At 63.8% G+C, this 18,551-nt stretch carries 17 protein-coding genes and 1 other RNA gene; 10 read left to right on the top strand and 8 right to left on the bottom strand.

Features of this window, described 5'->3' with window-relative positions; translation table 11 throughout:
* Positions 1-97: 97 nt before the first annotated feature.
* The 4 genes from XCC_RS03285 (at position 98) to XCC_RS03270 (ending at position 3,693) form a co-directional block, all read left to right on the top strand.
* Complete coding sequence (locus XCC_RS03285; protein ID WP_011035878.1) at positions 98-1,210, top strand: MlaE family ABC transporter permease; 1,113 nt, start codon at positions 98-100, stop codon at positions 1,208-1,210.
* Between the two features lie 82 nt (positions 1,211-1,292).
* The gene (locus XCC_RS03280; RefSeq protein WP_011035877.1) at positions 1,293-2,123 is read left to right on the top strand and encodes an ABC transporter ATP-binding protein; all 831 of its coding nucleotides are present in this window, start codon (positions 1,293-1,295) and stop codon (positions 2,121-2,123) included.
* A gap of 2 nt (positions 2,124-2,125) precedes the next feature.
* Positions 2,126-3,052, top strand: coding sequence for an MlaD family protein (locus XCC_RS03275; RefSeq protein WP_011035876.1), 927 nt, complete (start codon positions 2,126-2,128; stop codon positions 3,050-3,052).
* Positions 3,049-3,693: an ABC-type transport auxiliary lipoprotein family protein gene (locus XCC_RS03270; RefSeq protein ID WP_011035875.1), complete on the top strand. Its 645-nt coding sequence runs from the start codon at positions 3,049-3,051 to the stop codon at positions 3,691-3,693. The genes XCC_RS03275 and XCC_RS03270 overlap by 4 nt, the downstream gene beginning before the upstream one ends.
* Before the next feature lie 12 nt (positions 3,694-3,705).
* Here XCC_RS03270 and XCC_RS03265 read toward each other — a convergent pair.
* Both XCC_RS03265 and XCC_RS03260 read right to left on the bottom strand, forming a co-directional pair.
* Positions 3,706-3,781, bottom strand: a non-coding RNA gene (locus tag XCC_RS03265) — sX9 sRNA.
* A gap of 455 nt (positions 3,782-4,236) precedes the next feature.
* Positions 4,237-4,836 carry an alpha-ketoglutarate-dependent dioxygenase AlkB family protein gene (locus tag XCC_RS03260; RefSeq protein WP_029629047.1) on the bottom strand — a complete coding sequence of 200 codons (600 nt, stop codon included), beginning with the start codon at positions 4,834-4,836 and terminating at the stop codon, positions 4,237-4,239.
* 125 nt (positions 4,837-4,961) lie between these two features.
* Here XCC_RS03260 and XCC_RS03255 point away from each other — a divergent pair, with 125 nt between their 5' ends.
* Both XCC_RS03255 and XCC_RS03250 read left to right on the top strand, forming a co-directional pair.
* Complete coding sequence (locus tag XCC_RS03255; RefSeq protein ID WP_011035873.1) at positions 4,962-6,611, top strand: electron transfer flavoprotein-ubiquinone oxidoreductase; 1,650 nt, start codon at positions 4,962-4,964, stop codon at positions 6,609-6,611.
* The gene (locus XCC_RS03250) at positions 6,608-8,695 is read left to right on the top strand and encodes a glycoside hydrolase family 99-like domain-containing protein (protein ID WP_019237970.1); all 2,088 of its coding nucleotides are present in this window, start codon (positions 6,608-6,610) and stop codon (positions 8,693-8,695) included. Before XCC_RS03255 ends, XCC_RS03250 begins: the two co-directional genes overlap by 4 nt.
* 29 nt (positions 8,696-8,724) lie before the next feature.
* Here XCC_RS03250 and XCC_RS03245 read toward each other — a convergent pair whose 3' ends face one another.
* Together XCC_RS03245 and XCC_RS03240 are read right to left on the bottom strand one after the other, a co-directional pair.
* A complete protein-coding gene (locus tag XCC_RS03245) occupies positions 8,725-9,366 on the bottom strand; it encodes a succinyl-CoA--3-ketoacid CoA transferase subunit B (RefSeq protein WP_011035871.1) in 642 nt (213 codons plus the stop codon).
* Positions 9,366-10,094 (bottom strand): CoA transferase subunit A, encoded by a 729-nt coding sequence (locus XCC_RS03240; protein WP_011035870.1) that lies wholly within the window; start codon positions 10,092-10,094, stop codon positions 9,366-9,368. Before XCC_RS03240 ends, XCC_RS03245 begins: the two co-directional genes overlap by 1 nt.
* A 134-nt stretch (positions 10,095-10,228) precedes the next feature.
* Between XCC_RS03240 and XCC_RS03235 the strand changes: the two genes are divergently transcribed.
* Both XCC_RS03235 and XCC_RS03230 read left to right on the top strand, forming a co-directional pair.
* A complete protein-coding gene (locus XCC_RS03235) occupies positions 10,229-11,575 on the top strand; it encodes a phosphohexose mutase (protein WP_014506571.1) in 1,347 nt (448 codons plus the stop codon).
* A gap of 45 nt (positions 11,576-11,620) precedes the next feature.
* Positions 11,621-13,024, top strand: coding sequence for a mannose-1-phosphate guanylyltransferase/mannose-6-phosphate isomerase (locus tag XCC_RS03230; RefSeq protein WP_011035868.1), 1,404 nt, complete (start codon positions 11,621-11,623; stop codon positions 13,022-13,024).
* 121 nt (positions 13,025-13,145) lie between these two features.
* On the opposite strand, the gene rfbD is transcribed toward XCC_RS03230, so the two are convergent.
* From rfbD to rfbB, 4 genes are all read right to left on the bottom strand, one after another.
* Positions 13,146-14,054 (bottom strand): dTDP-4-dehydrorhamnose reductase, encoded by a 909-nt coding sequence (rfbD, locus tag XCC_RS03225; protein ID WP_011035867.1) that lies wholly within the window; start codon positions 14,052-14,054, stop codon positions 13,146-13,148.
* Positions 14,051-14,608: a dTDP-4-dehydrorhamnose 3,5-epimerase gene (gene rfbC / locus XCC_RS03220; RefSeq protein WP_011035866.1), complete on the bottom strand. Its 558-nt coding sequence runs from the start codon at positions 14,606-14,608 to the stop codon at positions 14,051-14,053. Before rfbC ends, rfbD begins: the two co-directional genes overlap by 4 nt.
* A complete protein-coding gene (rfbA, locus tag XCC_RS03215; RefSeq protein WP_012439277.1) occupies positions 14,605-15,492 on the bottom strand; it encodes a glucose-1-phosphate thymidylyltransferase RfbA in 888 nt (295 codons plus the stop codon). The genes rfbC and rfbA overlap by 4 nt, the downstream gene beginning before the upstream one ends.
* A 63-nt stretch (positions 15,493-15,555) precedes the next feature.
* Entirely contained in the window at positions 15,556-16,611 is a 1,056-nt protein-coding gene (gene rfbB / locus XCC_RS03210; protein WP_011035864.1) for a dTDP-glucose 4,6-dehydratase, read from the bottom strand.
* A 228-nt stretch (positions 16,612-16,839) separates the two neighbouring features.
* On the opposite strand from rfbB, the gene XCC_RS03205 reads away from it, so the two are divergent.
* The gene (locus XCC_RS03205) at positions 16,840-17,586 is read left to right on the top strand and encodes an electron transfer flavoprotein subunit beta/FixA family protein (protein ID WP_011035863.1); all 747 of its coding nucleotides are present in this window, start codon (positions 16,840-16,842) and stop codon (positions 17,584-17,586) included.
* Positions 17,586-18,530 carry an electron transfer flavoprotein subunit alpha/FixB family protein gene (locus XCC_RS03200; protein ID WP_011035862.1) on the top strand — a complete coding sequence of 315 codons (945 nt, stop codon included), beginning with the start codon at positions 17,586-17,588 and terminating at the stop codon, positions 18,528-18,530. Before XCC_RS03205 ends, XCC_RS03200 begins: the two co-directional genes overlap by 1 nt.
* Positions 18,531-18,551: the final 21 nt, after the last annotated feature.

Genomic DNA, 18,551 nt, shown 5'->3' with positions numbered 1-18,551 from the left:
TGGTCGCCATCGCCGGTCGCTGTCGCCGTGCGCGCAGCTACTCCCCATCATTCGCTCACGCCAGCCACTGTATGCTGACGCCACGGACAGGCCGCCCATGATCAAACCGCAACCGCCACGCATAGAACAAGACTCGCAGGACCATGCCGAGGTACGCCTCGCCGGCAGTTGGGTCCTGGCCACCGCCCTGCCCCAGGCCGAGCTGCTGCAAGCCGTTCCCGACGGGGTGCGCCGCATCGACGCGCGTGGCATCGGGCAACTGGATTCGGCCGGGGTACTGCAGCTGCTGCGCTTTGCCAGCCGCATGGGCCTGAAAGAAGACGCCATCGATTTCCGCGACGAGCACCAGGCACTGGTGTGCACCATCGAGGAACTCAACGACGAGCGCCCCAAGCCCAAGCGCGATTACGGCTTTGTCGCCGCGCTCGACCGTCTGGGCCGCACCACCCACGGCGTGGGCCAGGGCATCCTGGAGCTCAACAGCTTCCTGGGCGAGAACCTGGTCAAGATCGCGCGACTGATCCACGAACCGCGCCGCTTCCGGCTCACCTCCACCGTGCACCACATGGAACAGGTGGGGCTGGATGCGGTGCCGCTGGTGGTGCTGCTGTCGTACCTGGTGGGCGCGGTGATCGCGTTTTTGGGCTCGACGATCCTGCGCGACTTCGGCGCGGAGATCTATGTGGTGGAACTGGTGTCGATCGCGTTCCTGCGCGAATTTGCCGTACTACTCACCGCTATTGTCCTGGCCGGCCGCACCGCCAGCGCGTTTACCGCGCAGATCGGCGCGATGAAATCGCGCGAGGAAGTGGATGCCATCCGCACCCTGGGCCTGGACCCGATCGACCTGCTGGTGATCCCGCGCCTGCTGGCGCTGATCTTCACCCTGCCCTTGCTGACCTTCATCGCGATGATCGCCGGCCTGGCCGGTGGCGTCACCGTGGGCGCGTTCGATCTGGATATTCCGCCGCAGATGTACCTGGCGCGCATGCACGACACCATCCAGCTGCGGCACTTCCTGGTCGGCCTGTCGAAGGCGCCGCTGTTTGCGCTGGTGATCGGCCTGATCGGCTGCCTGGAGGGTTTGAAGGTCAGCGGCACCGCGCAGTCGGTGGGCGAACGCACCACTTCTTCGGTGGTGCAGACGATTTCCTTGGTCATCATCCTCGACGCAATTGCGGCGTTGTGGTTCATGAAGATGGGGTGGTGATGAGGCCGGGATTCGACATTGGGGATTCGGGATTCGTGCAAAGCACACGCGCGGGCGTCTCCGCGCTCGCGAGAGGCCTGCTGTGACCAATCCCGAATCCCAAATCACCACTCCCGAGACTGACGACGACCAGCTGGCAATCTCCGTGCGCGGGCTGACCAACCGGTTCGGCAGCCAGGTCGTCCACGAAGAGCTCGACCTGGACGTGCGCCGCGGCGAGATCCTGGGCGTGGTCGGCGGCTCGGGCACCGGCAAGTCGGTGTTGATGCGCAGCATCCTGGGCCTGCGCGAACCCGATGCCGGCAGCATCCAGGTGCTTGGCGCGGATGCGCGCTCGGGCCGTTTCGTCGATCGCCAGCACATCACCCGCAACACCGGTGTGCTGTTTCAGGACGGCGCGCTGTTTTCCTCGATGACCGTCGGCGAGAACGTGCAGGTGCCGCTGAAGGAGCATCACGGCGAATTCCCCGAGCGCTGGTATTTCGAACTGGCGCTGTTGAAGATCAAGCTGGCCGGTTTGCCCGCCGACGCGCTGGACAAGCTGCCCTCGCAATTGTCCGGCGGCATGCGCAAGCGCGCCGGACTGGCGCGGGCGTTGGCACTGGACCCGCCGCTGCTATTCCTGGACGAGCCCACCGCCGGGCTGGATCCAATCGGCGCGGCCGCCTTCGACCGGCTGATCCGCACATTGCAGCAGGCCCTGGGCCTGACCGTGTTCCTGATCACCCACGACCTGGATACGCTGTACGCCATCTGCGACCGCATCGCGGTGCTGGCCGATCGCAAGGTGATCGCCAACGCCCCGCTGGCCGAAATCGAACAAGTCGATCACCCCTGGATCCAGGAATATTTTCACGGCCCCCGTGCGCGTGCCGCGCGCCAGGCCAAGACCGCCTCCACCGAGACCGCCTGAGCATGGAAACCAAAGCCAATTACGTCCTGATCGGCGCCTTCACCATCGTGGCCGGCCTGGCCTTGCTGCTGTTCGGGCTGTGGGCCGCCAAATACTCCTCCGACCGCACCTGGCAGCAATACCGGGTGGTGTTCCGCGAGGCGGTGACCGGCTTGTCGGTCGGCAGCCCGGTGCAGTACAACGGCATCGCGGTGGGCTCGATCACCGAGCTGACGCTGGCGCCGAACGACCCGCGCCAGGTCGTGGCGCATGTGCGGGTGAACTCCACCACGCCGATCAAGAGCGACACCCGCGCCAAGCTGGCCATCACCAGCCTGACCGGCCCGTCGATCATCCAGCTCTCCGGCGGCACGCCCGAAGCACCGTCGCTGACCACCATCGACAAGAGCGACGCGCCGATCATCCAGACCACGCCGTCGGCGCTGCAGAACATCACCGACACCGCCAATCGCATCGTCGAGCGCATGGACCAGATGCTCTCGGACAAGAACGTGGCCAGCATCACCGCCACACTGCAGAACCTGGAAAAGATCAGCGGCGGCATCGCCGATCGCGACGAAGGCATGCAGGCGCTGATCGTCAGCGCGCGCGACGCCGCGCGCAATCTGGACACCACCCTGACCACCACCAACGGCACCATCAAGCGGCTGGACCAGAACCTAGTGCAGCAGCTGCCCGGCATCCTGGAAAAACTCGACGCCACCCTGGTCAAGCTGGATTCGGCCGCCGGTAACGCCGACAACATCCTTGGCGAGAACCGCGCGGCCATCAATAGTTTTGCCAATGACGGCCTGGGCCAGCTGGGCCCCACGCTCACCGAGTTGCGCGGCCTGATCCGCGATCTGCGCCGGGTCAGCGACAAACTGGATAACAACCCTGCGCGCTACCTGCTCGGCCGCGACGCACCCAAGGAGTTCGAACCGAAATGACTGCCATGCGCCTGTTGCGTCCCCTGCTGTGCGTCTCGTTGCTGGCGCTGGGCGGCTGCTCGGTCCTGACCGGTGGCGACCAGAAACCGGCCACAATCTACGCCCCCACCGTGCGCGTCACGCCAAATCCAGCGTGGCCGCAGGTGAGCTGGCAGCTCTTGGTGGCCAAGCCCAGCGCCGCGCGCATCATCGACAGCCCGCGCATCAATGTGCGGCCGACCCCGGGCGAATTGCAGGTCTATCACGGCGCCGGCTGGGCGCAACCGGCCACCGACATGCTGGAAGACAGCGTGGTCCGCGCCTTCGAAGACTCAGGCAAGATCGCCGCGGTTGCGCGCATCGGCGCCGGGATCCGCTCGGACTACAAACTGGCGATCGACGTGCGCCGCTTCGAGTCCGACTATGCCGGCCAGTCGCTGCCGGCTGCCACCATCGAGCTCAACGCCAAGCTGCTGCATTCCTCCGATCAGCGCGTGGTGGCATCGCGTACGTTCACCGTGGCCCGCCCCTCGAGCAGCACCGACACCGCTGCGGTCGCGGCCGCGTTCGAGCAGGCCCTGACCCAGGTCACCACCGAGCTGGTGGGTTGGACCTTGATCACCGGTCAGCAGGACAGCCAGACCTTGCCGCGTGCGTTGTAAGCGCAAGCGAGCAGCCAGAAAAACGTAGCCAGCGGTCGCCAGGTGGACACGGACGGCGCGCAGGAGCCGGAGCATACGAGTGGTACATGCCGATTCCGAGTACCGGCCGCGCCCGCCTGGGGCTGCCGCAAAGCGGCTGATCTGCTGCATGACTGCGGGGGCCCTTGCCTTCCCACCATCGCGGGACACGCTGCAAGTACGTCCTTGTAAGCTCTTGCGCGGCATCCATGCCGCGTAAGCGCCCGCGACGATGGGCGGGCAAGGACCCGTCGAGATGGTCGGTGTGCATGGCTTTCAGTAAAACAGCCAGCAAACTGTCTGGTGCGGTGTCCTCGCCGCTTGCGGGACCGTGTGGCGGCATGGATGCCGCCACCGAGCCCCCAGGGACGGGTTGACGGCGTGTCCCGCAAGCGGTGAGGACACTGCGCCCTTGAGCGACCCAGCGTTTGACCTGGCTTCTGACTGCATCCAACAAGATGCAGCCAACGAAACCACTGCGCTCACCGCCAGGCGACCGCTCGCGACGTTTTGTTAGCCGCTCTTTTATCGCTGGGACACGCGCACCGCAATCTGGCGAAAGGTCAGATTGATGCGCTCGCCGACCGGTTTTACGGTGCGCGGCAAGGCATGTTTGTAATGGCGCTGGGTATCGCCGCCCATCAGCAACAAGTCGCCATGGCCGAGTTCCAGGGTCTGCTTCAACGCCGCATCGTGCCGATGCTTGAAGGCGAACCGCCGCGCCGCGCCCAGGCTTAGCGATGCGATCACCGGTTGCGCGCCCAGCTCCGGCTCGTCATCGCTATGCCAGCCCATCGCGTCGGCTCCGCTGCGGTAGCGGTTGACCAGCACGCTGTTGAACGGGGAGCCGGTCTCATCCTGCAGACGCGTACGCACTGGCTGTAGCGCCTCCAGCCACGGCTGCGGCGCAAACTGCGTGCCCGAGTAGCGATAGCTGGCATCCGCATCGCCGATCCAGCTGCTCAGACGCGGTGAATCCACCACCCGCCCGAACATGCGGATGCGATGGACCTCCCACTGCACCTGGTCCAGCAGCGCCTGCATCAGCGCATCGGCGTGCGCGGCCTGCAACCAGCCGCGACACCAGTGGACCTGAGCTTGCGGCAGTGCAACGCGTATGTTCATGCGCAAACGCTAGCATGCGCGTGTCCGGGCGCACCGGCAGCGGCGGATGAATCAACGCGATTTGCCGCCATCACATGCAATCCCGGAAAATGCACCCCAGCCATCGAGCCAACGGGAGCGGAGCAATGTCGGAAGCGGGAATCGGCGCGCAAGCGTCAGAGACGGTCGAGCGCGACGTGATGGAGTACGACGTCGTCACCGTCGGTGCCGGTCCGGCCGGGCTGTCGTTCGCGATCCGGCTCAAACAGCTCAACCCCGCGTTGAGCGTGTGCGTGATCGAAAAATCCAGCACCATCGGTGCGCACATCCTCTCCGGCGCGGTGATCGAACCCGGCCCGCTGGATGCCTTGCTGCCGGGCTGGCGCGATCGCCCGCCGCCGATCTGCGTGGCCGCCACCGAAGACGAATTCTGGTTTCTTGGCAAGGACAGTGCGCGCAAATTCCCGGTGGTGCCGCCAGGCATGCGCAACCACGGCAACTTCATCGTCAGCCTGGGCGCCATGTGCGCCTGGCTCGCTCCGCAGGCCGAAGCCCTGGGCGTGGAGATCTACCCCGGCTTTGCCGCCGCCGAAACCCTGCACGACGACAGCGGCCAGGTGGTGGGCGTGCGCATCGGCGACATGGGCGTGGCCAAGGATGGGTCGCACAAGACCGGCTACACCGCCGGTATCGACATCCGCGCCAAGGTCACCGTGCTGGCCGAAGGCGCACGTGGCCATCTCACCAAGCGCCTGCTCAAGCGCTTCGACCTGACTGCCGATGTCGACCCGCAGGGCTATTCGATCGGCATCAAGGAACTGTGGCAGGTGCCCGAGGGCCGCGTCAGCCCCGGCAAGATCGTGCACACGCTCGGCTGGCCGGCCGACAACCGCACCTATGGCGGCAGCTTCCTATATCACCTGGACAACAACCAGATCGCGCTGGGCTACGTCAGCGGGCTGGACTACAGCGACCCCAATTACCAGCCGTGGGAGGCCTTCCAGCAATGGAAGAACCACGCGCTGATCAAGCCCCTGCTGGAAGGCGGCAGCATCCTGTCGGCCGGCGCGCGCGCCATCGTCACCGGCGGCTGGCAATCGCTGCCCAAGGTGGAAATGCCGGGTGCGCTGTTGATCGGCGACACCGCCGGCCTGCTCAACGTGCCCAAGATCAAGGGCACCCATCAGGCGATCCGCAGCGGCATGCTGGCCGCCGAGCACCTGGTGCAATCGCAGCTAGCCCCACAGGGCTTCGACGCCAAGCTGCGCGCCTCCGATGCCATGGCCGAACTCAAGCAGGTGCGCAACATCAAGCCCGGCTTCAAGAAGGGACTGTGGCTGGGCATGCTCAATGCCGCCTGGGAAACCGCGCTCAAAGGCGCCTCGCCGTGGACACTGAAAAACAAGCCGGACTGGTCGGCCATGCACAAACTCGGCGAGTACGAACAGCCCAAACGCGACTACTTCCAGCGCGAGCTCGCCCCACGCGATCGGCTGCAGGCGGTCTACTTCGCCGCCACCGAACACGACGAAGACCAACCGGTGCATCTGCAGGTGCTTGACACCAGCATCTGCGCCACCCGCTGCGTGGAGGAATACAACAACCCCTGCACCCGCTTCTGCCCGGCCAACGTCTACGAAATGGTCGCAGACACCACCAGCCCCTCCGGCAAGCGCCTGCAGATCAACGCCGCCAACTGCGTGCATTGCAAGACCTGCGACATCAAGGACCCCTACGAGATCATCACCTGGGTCACCCCGGAGGGTGGTTCGGGGCCGAACTACCAGAATCTGTGAGCACACTCGATCGCTCGATCCAGGCACGCGCGCGCGCCCACTTATTTGGGCTGCTGCGCGCTGGGTTTCGTGTCATCCCTTTAAGCGATGCAACACGCGACCGGTGGCGTAGCTGGTTTCTGGACCGACATGCCGATTGGGTACCCGAGCCTGTACGTGGCCGCGCAAACCATGCGATTTCGCGGCGCCCCACAGCACGTAGTGATGAAGCGGCGATTGGCCATGTGGCTTATCGCACGATTGCATTACCCGAAACGCTTCCGGCAACCTTGGTTGCGTTCTATCTGCCGCAATTTCATCCTATCCCGGAAAACGATGCATGGTGGGGCAAGGGTTTCACCGAATGGCGCAATGTCTCCCGCACTCTTCCGCAATTTGAGGGACATCAACAGCCCAGACTGCCTGCTGACCTCGGCTTCTACGATCTTCGCACTCCTGATGTCATGCGCGAGCAGGCTCGACTGGCACAGGAGTACGGTCTAGGCGCATTTTGCTTCTATTTCTATTGGTTCGCCGGCAAGACCTTGCTGGAAATGCCGATCACCCAATGGCACGCAGACACCTCGATCACGTTGCCGTTCTGCCTTTGCTGGGCGAACGAGAAATGGGCGCGGCGCTGGGATGGCCGTGGTCACGATGTTTTGATCGATCAGGCTCACAGTGCGGACGACGATCTGGCCTTTATCGCCCACGTCGCAAGGTATATGCGCAATCCTAAATATCTGCGCGTGGGTGACCGCCCCTTGTTGCTGGTTTATCGGCCACATTTACTGCCCGAGCCTGTGCAGACCGCAGCACGCTGGCGCAATTGGTGCCGCGACAATGGCATCGGTGAAATTCATCTTGCCTATGTCCAAGGCTTCGAACGTCCGGATCCGCGCGACATCGGATTTGATGCGGCAGTTGAATTTCCTCCCAATATGAGTACGCCACCTTCGGTCACTGCAAGACAGCGATTGGTGAATCCGGACTTCAGTGGCGACGTGCTCGACTGGAGAGAACTTGCGCGCGACATGGAACAGCGACCGCTACGCGATTACACGCTGTATCCAGGTGTCAACCCGGGCTGGGACAACGAACCGCGCCGTTCGGGGAAAGGACGCATCTATCTGCATGCATCACCGCGTCGCTACCGTGATTGGCTCGCGCGCACCGTGCAACATCGCCTCGCCAATGCGCCGTCCGCGCACCGCATGGTGTTCATCAATGCATGGAACGAGTGGGCTGAGGGTGCAGTACTCGAACCGGATGCGCGCTTGGGATACGCATGGCTGGATGCAACACGACAGGCACTGACGCGTGCACCCGATGTCGCCACCGAGATATGTTCGCCAAGCGCATGCGTGGTCTTGCACGCCTGGTATCTCGATGTACTGGACGAGATGCTCGACGCAATTGTGGAGTGCGGAACTCCGCTGCGCATCATCATCACGACCGACCTCACGAAGGTCATCGAAGTCACTAAGTGCATACAGCGCCGCGGCATCCAGGCCGAGGTGGAAGGCTTTGAAAATCGTGGCCGCGACATCCTGCCTTTCCTACACGTGGCCAATCGGCTACTCGACGAGAACGTGCAGCTGGTTTTGAAGCTGCATACCAAGAAATCGACCCATCGCGATGACGGAAATGCATGGCGGGGCGAGATGCTCACCGCATTGCTAGGGCCGCAGCGGGTCGATGCGATCGTGAACGCGTTCTCTACCGATCCGCTTGCCGGTCTCGCGGCACCTGAAGATCATCTATTACCGGTGACCGAATTTATCGGCGGCAATGCTGACGCACTGGATTATCTTACTGTTCGCACAGGCTCGGATGCGCCGGACACAAATAGCTTGTTTGCTTCCGGCAGCATGTTCTGGGCAAGGCTTGAGGCGCTACGCCCATTGCTGGACGCGCATCTTCATGCGAGCGAATTTGAAAGCGAACAGGGACAGATCGATGGCACCCTTGCGCATGCGATCGAGCGCTTCGTCGGTCTTGCAGTGACCCATTCGGGGCATCGCGTCACCACGGTCGAACAAACACTGGGCATCACCAAAACACCATCCGCCCAGCCTTACCGATATGCACGCAAGGCGCCTTGACGGCGCCCTGCGAATTGCAGCGTAAACATCTAGCCTCTTGTTTGTACAACGAACGCAACACCGGTTTTGGCGCGTAGCTCCTCCAACCCAACGCCCTCTGCAGCCTCCACCAGCACCAGCCCGCCATCGGTCACATCAAACACGGCCAGGTCGGTGATGATGCGATCGACCACGCCCACGCCGGTCAGCGGCAGGTCGCATTGCGGCAGGATCTTGTGCGTGCCGTCCTTGGCCACGTGTTCCATCAGCACGACCACACGCTTGACGCCGGCAACCAGGTCCATCGCGCCGCCCATGCCCTTGACCATCTTGCCCGGCACCATCCAGTTGGCAAGGTCGCCGCGGTCGGTGACCTGCATCGCGCCGAGGATCGCCAGGTCGATGTGTCCACCGCGGATCATGGCGAACGAATCGTGGCTGCCGAAATAGCTGGCACCCGAGCGTGCGGTCACGGTCTGCTTGCCGGCATTGATGAGGTCCGCGTCCACTTCGTCTTCGCCGGGAAACGGGCCGATGCCGAGCAGGCCGTTTTCCGATTGCAGCCACACGTCCACGCCGTCGGGAATGTGGTTGGCCACCAGCGTGGGCAGGCCGATGCCCAGGTTGACGTAGGCGCCGTCGGTGAGTTCGCGCGCGGCGCGTGCCGCCATCTGATCGCGGGTCCAGGCCATTACTTGTCTCCCTGGCGCACGGTGCGCTGTTCGATGCGTTTTTCCGGAGTGGCGTTGAGTACCAGGCGGTCGATATAAATGCCGGGCAGATGCACCTGATCCGGATCGATCGCACCGAGCTCGACAATCTCCTCTACCTCGGCGATGCAGACGCGCCCGGCCATGGCACAGGCCGGATTGAAATTGCGCGCCGTCTTGCGGAACACCAGGTTGCCGGCAGTATCGGCGCGCCACGCCTTGATCAGCGCAACGTCGGCCTGCAACGCGGTTTCCAACACGTAATGCTTGCCATCGAACTCGCGCGTCTCCTTGCCGTAGGCCACGATGGTGCCGTAGCCGGTGGCGGTGTAGAACGCGGGAATGCCCGCACCGCCCGCACGCAGGCGCTCGGCCAGCGTGCCCTGCGGGTTGAATTCCAGCTCGAGTTCGCCGGCCAGATATTGGCGTTCGAATTCCTTGTTCTCGCCCACATAAGACGAAATCATCTTGCGAATCTGGCGGGTCGCCAGCAATTGGCCCAGGCCGAAGCCATCCACGCCTGCGTTGTTGGAAATCACCGTCAGGCCGCTCACCGCGCTGTCGCGCAGCGCAGCGATCAAGGCTTCCGGAATGCCGCACAGCCCGAAGCCGCCAACCGCCAGCGTCTGTCCATCGGCCACCACGCCGGCCAGCGCCGCCTTGGCATCGGCATAGCGCTTGGCGCCCGCCCCCCTTGCAACTTGGTTCATCACCGCTCTCACCTCGCTGATGCGAAGCGGGCATTCTAGCCGCTGACTGTTCCCTGTCCTCGGTCGCAATTCCGCCACACCCAAGACACGGCGCAGCCGCTAAACTCGGCTGTCCCCCACCCGAGGAATTGCCCATGACGCTACCCGCCTTCAAGGCCTACGATATTCGCGGCCGCGTGCCGGATGAACTCAACGAGGACTTGGCCCGCCGCATCGGCGTGGCACTGGCGGCGCAGCTGGATCAAGGGCCCGTGGTCCTGGGCCACGATGTGCGCCTGGCGAGCCCGGCACTGCAGGAAGCCCTGTCTGCCGGCCTGCGTGCCAGCGGCCGCGAGGTGATCGACATTGGCCTGTGTGGCACCGAGGAGGTCTATTTCCAGACCGATCACCTCAAGGCCGCCGGCGGCGTGATGGTCACCGCCAGCCACAACCCGATGGACTACAACGGCATGAAGCTGGTGCGTGAGCAGGCGCGGCCGATCAGCTCCGATACCGGCCTGTTCGCCATCCGCGACACGGTCGCGGCCGACACTGCCGCTGCAGGCGAGCCCACCGCTGCCGAGCACAGCCGCACCGACAAGACCGCGTATCTGGAGCACCTGCTCAGCTACGTAGACCGCAGCACGCTCAAGCCGCTCAAGCTGGTGGTCAACGCCGGCAACGGCGGCGCCGGCCTGATCGTCGACCTGCTGGCACCGCATCTGCCATTCGAATTCGTGCGCGTCTTCCACGAGCCCGATGGCAACTTCCCCAACGGCATCCCCAACCCGCTGCTGCCGGAAAACCGCGACGCCACCGCCAAGGCGGTCAAGGAACACGGCGCCGACTTCGGGATTGCCTGGGATGGCGACTTCGATCGTTGCTTCTTCTTCGATCACACTGGCCGCTTCATCGAGGGCTATTACCTGGTCGGCCTGCTGGCGCAAGCCATCCTGGCCAAGCAGCCCGGCGGCAAGGTCGTGCACGACCCGCGCCTGACCTGGAACACGGTGGAGATGGTGGAAGACGCCGGCGGCATTCCGGTGCTGTGCAAGAGTGGCCACGCCTTCATCAAGGAAAAGATGCGCAGCGAAAATGCCGTCTATGGTGGCGAAATGAGCGCGCACCATTACTTCCGCGAATTCGCCTACGCCGACTCGGGCATGATTCCGTGGCTGCTGATCGCCGAGCTGGTCTCGCAATCGGGCCGTTCGCTGGCGGACCTGGTCGAAGCGCGCATGCAGAAGTTCCCCTGCAGCGGCGAGATCAATTTCAAGGTCGACGACGCGAAGGCCGCGGTTGCACGCGTCATGGCGCATTACGGTGATCAGTCACCGGAGCTGGATTACACCGACGGCATCAGCGCCGACTTCGGGCAATGGCGCTTCAACCTGCGCAGCTCCAACACCGAGCCGCTGCTGCGTCTGAACGTGGAAACGCGCGGCGATGCTGCACTGCTGGAGACGCGTACGCAGGAAATTTCCAACCTGTTACGCGGCTGATTTACCATCTTCCCCCACTTTGACGCACTGGAGTTTCCCCCGCTCATGAGCGATGTCCTTCCGATCATTCTTTCCGGCGGCTCCGGCACGCGCCTGTGGCCGTTGTCGCGCGAATCGTACCCGAAGCAGTTCCTGCCGCTGGTCGGCGAGCACAGCATGCTGCAGGCCACCTGGCTGCGCTCCGCTCCGGTGGCGGCGCACGCACCCATCGTGGTGGCCAACGAAGAGCACCGCTTCATGGCGGCCGAGCAGTTGCAGCAGCTGGGCGTGAAGCCATCGGCCATCCTGCTCGAGCCCAAGGGCCGCAACACCGCCCCGGCGATTGCGGTTGCCGCACTGGAAGCCACCCGCAACGGCGGCGATCCGCTGCTGCTGGTGCTGCCGTCCGATCATGTGATTCGTGACGAGGCCGCCTTCCAGGCTGCCGTGACCGTCGCGGCAGCTGCCGCAGAACAGGGCAAGCTGGTCACCTTCGGCATCAAGCCGACCGCGCCCGAGACAGGCTATGGCTACATCAAGGCCGGTGTCGGCACCGGCGCCACTGCGGTCGAGCGCTTCGTCGAGAAGCCCGATCTGGCCACTGCACAGGGCTATCTGGCCAGCGGCGAGTACTACTGGAACAGCGGCATGTTCCTGTTCCGCGCCTCGCGCTACCTCGAAGAACTGCGCAAATTCCAGCCCGCCATCGCCGATGCGTGCCAGAAAGCCTGGGAAGGCGGCAAGCGCGACGCCGACTTCACCCGTCTGGACAAGGATGCGTTCGCCTCCAGCCCGTCGGATTCGATCGACTATGCGGTGATGGAAAAGACTGCCGATGCGGTCGTGGTGCCGCTGGATGCCGGTTGGAACGATGTCGGTTCATGGTCGTCGCTGCTGGACGTCTCCGAGCAGGATGGTCAGGGCAACGCGCACCACGGCGATGTCATCCAGCTGGACTGCAAGAACACCTACGCGTACGGCTCACGCCTGATCGCCATGGTCGGCCTGGAAAATGTGGTGGTGGTGGAAACCGACGACGCCGTGCTGGTCGGCCACCGCGACCGCATCCAGGAGGTCAAGGAAGTGGTCAGCCAGATCAAGTCGGCCGGCCGCTCCGAGGCGACCTGGCACCGCAAGGTCTATCGTCCGTGGGGCGCTTACGATTCGATCGACATGGGCCAGCGTTTTCAGGTCAAGCGCATCACCGTCAAGCCGGGCGCCACGCTCAGCCTGCAGATGCATCACCACCGCGCCGAGCATTGGATCGTGGTGAGCGGCACCGCCGAGGTCACCCGTGGCGAAGAAGTGCTGCTGCTGACCGAAAACCAGAGTACCTACATCCCGCTGGGCGTCACCCATCGCCTGAAGAACCCGGGCAAATTGCCGCTGGAACTGATCGAAGTGCAGTCCGGCAGCTATCTGGGCGAAGACGATATCGTGCGCTTTGAGGATACCTACGGGCGTACCTGATCGGTCGTTTGCAGGTTTATGCAACACAAAAGCAAACAGCCGGGGATTCCCGGCTGTTTGCTTTTGCGGCTCTCATTTCGTCGGCAGGCAGCGTGGTTGCCACCGATCTGAGCCGCGACTTTTACTGTCTGGCAGCGGCGACTTCGGCAATCACGCGCTGCAAGCCAGGTCGCCATTCCGGCAGCACGATGTCGAAATCGCGCTGCAGTTTCTCGATCGACAACCGCGAATACGCCGGCCGCTTCGCAGGGGTCGGATAGTCTGCGGTGGTGATCGGTACCACGCGCGGCGCACGCGGCAGCAGTCCTGCGCTCACAGCCTCTTCGAAGATCGCCTCGGCAAAGCCATGCCAGCTGGTCTGCCCTGCAGCAGTGAGATGCCAGGTACCCGATGTTTCGGCGGTGCGTTGCCGAAGCAACTGTGCAGTGATATCGGCGATCAACGCCGCCGGCGTCGGCGTTCCGATCTGATCGGCCACCACGCGTAGCTCGTCGCGCTCGGCGCCGACACGCAACATGGTGCGCAGGAAATTCCCGCCGTGCGATGCGTACACCCATGCCGTACGCAGGATCAGATGCTGCGCGCCGGAAGCACGGATGGCGTTCTCACCAGCGAGCTTGGTTTCGCCATACACGCCTAGCGGCGAGGTTTGGGCATCCTCAAGATAGGGGGCGGTGCCCTGGCCGTCGAAGACGTAATCGGTCGAGTAATGCACCAGCGGCACGTCACGGGCGGCACACCATGCCGCAATGGTCAAAGGTGCCTGCGCATTCGCCCGCATCGCGCTGACGCGATCCTGCTCGGCGCGATCCACTGCCGTGTAGGCCGCAGCATTGACGACAAGCGACGGGCCAATCTGGTCCAGCAAGGCTGGCAAAGTTTCCGGTGCGTCGAAGTCTGCGGTCTCGCACGCGCTACCATCAGGCAATCGGCCACTGCGTGTCGTCGCCTGCACCGCGCCATCGGCAGCCAATGCGCGTAGCAGTTCCGCCCCTACCTGCCCGTTCGCACCGAACACCAGCGTGGTCACGGCCTATACACCGGCAAACGATCGACTGGCACCTCATCCAGGAACGGCGCCTTGGCATCCTTGGCGGACAGCGACGGATCGCTGACCGGCCAATCGATCCCGATCGCCGCATCGTCCCAACGCACGCCAGCATCGGCTTCCTTGACGTACACATCGGTGCACAGATAGCTGAACAATGCTTTCTCTGAAAGTACTGCGAAACCATGTGCAAAGCCTTCAGGTATCCAGACTTGGCGTCGATTTTCTGCGCTCAGTAAAACAGCGGTCCAACGCCCGAAGTGGGGAGACCCAGCGCGGATATCCACCGCGACATCGTACACCTCGCCTTCAAGCACGCTCACCAATTTGCCCTGCGGTCGAGGCCACTGATAGTGCAGACCACGTAGCACGCCCCTGGCGGACGTGGAGACGTTACTTTGCACAAAACTCGTCGGCAGGCCGTGCTGCCCAAAGCGCTCCGCATTCCATGTTTCGAAGAACTGACCGCGCTCATCACCGAAGACCGCAGGCTCGATGACGACGCAGCCGGGCAACGTCGTTTCGATCACTTTCAATGGACAGCCCCACGCTTGGCTAATGCAGTCAAATACTTGCCATAGTCATTCTTCAACAACGGCGCCGCCAGACGCTCCAGCTGCTCGGCATCGATCCAGCCTTGACCGAATGCAATCTCCTCCGGACAGCACACCTGCAAGCCCTGTCGCATCTGGATGGTCTCGATGAAATTCGCCGCTTCGTGCAAAGACTGATGCGTGCCGGTATCCAGCCACGCATACCCGCGACCCAGCGGCTCCAGATGCAAGTCGCCAGCATCGAGATAGCAACGATTGAGATCGGTGATTTCCAGCTCGCCGCGCGGCGACGGCTTCAAGGCAGCCGCATAATCGCTGGCCTTGCCATCATAGAAATACAAACCGGTGACCGCATAGTTGGAGCGTGGCTTTTCCGGCTTTTCGGCAATGTCGATGACCTTGCCGTGCTGATCGAATTCGGCAACACCGTAGCGCTCCGGATCGTTGACCCAGTAGCCGAACACCGTCGCACCCTGCTCGCGCGCGTCGGCGCGGCGCAAGGTATCGGTCAAACCGTGGCCATGGAAAATATTGTCGCCCAATACCAGGCAACTCGGCTTGCCGCCTACGAAGTCGCGTCCGATCAGATAGGCCTGCGCCAACCCGTCCGGGCTGGGTTGCACGGCGTACTGGATATTGACGCCCCACTGCGCGCCATCGCCCAACAGCGACTGGAACAGCGCCTGCTCGTGCGGCGTGTTGATGATCAAGATGTCCCGGATACCCGCGAGCATCAGCACGCTCAGCGGGTAGTAGATCATCGGCTTGTCGTACACCGGCAGCAGCTGTTTGCTGACGCCCTTGGTGATGGGGTACAGGCGGGTGCCGGAGCCGCCCGCCAGGATGATGCCTTTACGTTGTGTCATCACAGATATTCCTTTAGGGCAGCCTGCACCAAAACGCGCGGGCTCGTGCCGGGGGTGCGCGCGTTAAACCGTTGCGCCGATGCGTTCCAGTCGATAGCTACCATCCAGCACGCCTTGGACCCAGGTTTGGTTGGTCAGGTACCAATCCACGGTCTGCGCGATGCCCTGCTCGAAGGTGTACGCCGGCTCCCAGCCCAGCTCGTCCTTCAACTTGGAGGCATCGATCGCATACCGACGATCGTGCCCGGGGCGGTCGGTGACGTAGGCGATCTGGCTCTCACGCGGCTTGCCATCTTCGCGCGGGCGATGCTGATCCAGCAGCGCGCAGATCGCCTGCACGACCTCGATGTTCTGCCGCTCCGAATTGCCGCCCACGTTGTAAGTCTCGCCGACCCGGCCCTTGGCCAGCACGGTGCGGATCGCCTCGCAGTGGTCGCTGACGAACAACCAGTCGCGCACCTGCTTGCCATCGCCATAGACCGGCAGCGGCTCGCCAGCCAGCGCCTTGGCAATGACCAACGGAATGAGTTTTTCGGGGAAGTGATACGGACCGTAGTTGTTCGAGCAGTTGGTGGTCAGCACCGGCAGCCCGTAGGTGTGGTGAAACGCGCGCACCAGATGATCCGATGCCGCCTTGGACGCCGAGTACGGCGAATTGGGCGCATACGGCGTGGTTTCGGTGAACTTGCCGGTCTCACCGAGCGTGCCATAGACCTCGTCGGTGGACACATGCAGGAAGCGGAAGGCATCACGGCGCGTGTCCGGCAGTGCTTTCCAATAGTCGCGCACTGCCTCGAGCAGGGCCAAAGTGCCGACCACATTGGTCTGGATGAAGGCGCCAGGGCCTTCGATCGAGCGATCGACATGGCTTTCGGCTGCAAAGTTCAGCACCGCGTCCGGCTGATGTTCCTGCAGCAAGCGAGTCACAAGCGCTCCATCACCGATGTCGCCCTTGACGAAGATATGGTCGGCATTGCCTTCCAGCGACGCCAGCGTATTCAGATTGCCCGCATAAGTGAGCGCGTCCAGATTGACCACGCGGATCCCGCGAGAGACCGCCTCCAGAACAAAATTTCCGCCGATGAAGCCGGCCCTGCCGGTTACTAGCCAAGTCGCCACTATCTACCCTCCTGGTCGCGCGCACCCGCGCTGCATTTTCAAGCCACACAGGATATATGGTCCAGGCAAGACCGAGCTTAAGCATCGCCCACATCGCTGCGTCCGACTGCCGCAGCGCAGCATCCATACGCCATCGCACGGTACGCCGCCCCCGGTTAGAATGGACGCACTCCCGAGCCTGCCGCCGCGGCCGGGCCTTCCCGCAATAGCTGAAGGATCTCGTACACGATGAAAATCCTCGTCGCCTACAAGCGCGTGGTGGACTACAACGTCCGCATTCAGGTCAAGCCGGATGGCTCCGGTGTGGTGACCGACGGTGTCAAGCTCTCGCCGAACCCGTTCGACGAAATCGCCCTGGAAGAGGCGTTGCGCCTGCGCGACGCCGGCATCGCCACCGAGGTGGTGGTCGCCACCCTGGCCCCGGCCGACGCGGCCGCGCATCTGCGCAACGGCCTGGCCATGGGCGCCAACCGCGCCATCCACGTGGTGACCGACGCGGCGATTCAACCGTTGACCGCCGCCCGCACCCTGCTCAAGCTGGTCGAGAAGGAACAGCCGGACCTGGTCATCCTGGGCAAGCAGGCGATCGACGACGACGCCAACCAGACCGGCCAGATGCTCGCCACGTTGTGGGGCCGACCGCAGGCGACCTTCGCCGGCAAGCTGGTCGTGGCCGATGGCAAGGCTACCGTGACCCGTGAGGTCGATGCCGGCCTGGAAACGCTGGAAGTGGACCTGCCGGCCGTCATTACCACCGATCTGCGCCTGAACGAGCCGCGTTTCATCAAGCTGCCGGACATCATGAAGGCCAAGAGCAAGCCGCTGGAAACGCTGGCCTTTGCAGACCTGGCCGTTGACTCCCACGACAGTCTGACCACCACGCACTACGCAGCGCCGGCCAAGCGCAGCCGCGGCGTGATGGTCAAGGATGCCGCCGAACTGGTGGCCGCACTCAAGCAGAAGGGGTTGCTGTAATGGCCAAGGTTCTCATCGTTGCCGAACATCTCAACGGCCAGCTCAACGCGGCCACCGCCAAGACCCTGAGCGCCGCGCTCGCCGTGTCGGCCGAGGCCATCGACGTCGTCGTGCTGGCGGCCGACCCTGCCGCGGTTGCCGCGCAGGCCGCGCAGTTGGCGGGCGTCGCACGCGTGCTGACGGTGGCCAACCCCGCCAACGAACATGCCATCGCGCAGGTGCTGGGGCCGCAGATCGCCCAGCTTGCCGGCCAGGGCTATACGCACGTGTTCGGCCCCTCCACCACCTTCGGCAAGGACCTGATGCCGGTCGTGGCGGCGTTGCTGGGCGTGAACCAGATCTCCGACCTGATGTCGGTCGAAGATGCCTACACCTTCAAGCGCCCGATCTACGCCGGCAACGCGATCATCACCGTGAAAGCGCCGGCCGACCAGATCGTGGTGGCAACCGTGCGAAGCGCCTCGTGGCCGGAAGCGGCCGGCGGCGGAAGCGCGGCGGTCGAGGCGGTCAATGTCGATGCCACACTCCCGACCCACACCCGTTTCATCGGCCTGGCCGCGGGCAGCTCCGACCGCCCCGACCTGCAGAGCGCCAAGCGCGTGGTCTCCGGCGGCCGCGGCGTCGGCTCGGCCGAGAACTTCAAGCACATCTACAGCCTGGCCGACAAACTCGGCGCGGCCGTGGGCGCCTCGCGCGCCGCGGTGGACGCCGGTTACGTGCCCAATGAGCTGCAGGTCGGCCAGACCGGCAAGATCATCGCCCCCGAGCTGTACGTGGCCATCGGCATCAGCGGCGCGATCCAGCATCTGACCGGCATCAAGGACGCCGGCACGATCGTTGCGATCAACAAGGACCCGGAGTCGCCGATCTTCGAGATTGCCGATATCGGGTTGGTGGGAGATTTGTTCTCGCTGCTTCCGGAGCTGGAACAGGCGTTGAGCTGAGCCCGGGGCAAGCACACCGCG

Source organism: Xanthomonas campestris pv. campestris str. ATCC 33913 (assembly GCF_000007145.1).
GTDB classification, from domain to species: domain Bacteria; phylum Pseudomonadota; class Gammaproteobacteria; order Xanthomonadales; family Xanthomonadaceae; genus Xanthomonas; species Xanthomonas campestris.
The sequence above is the reverse complement of the archived record's forward strand: the minus strand, read 5'-3'. Positions and strand labels throughout refer to the sequence as shown.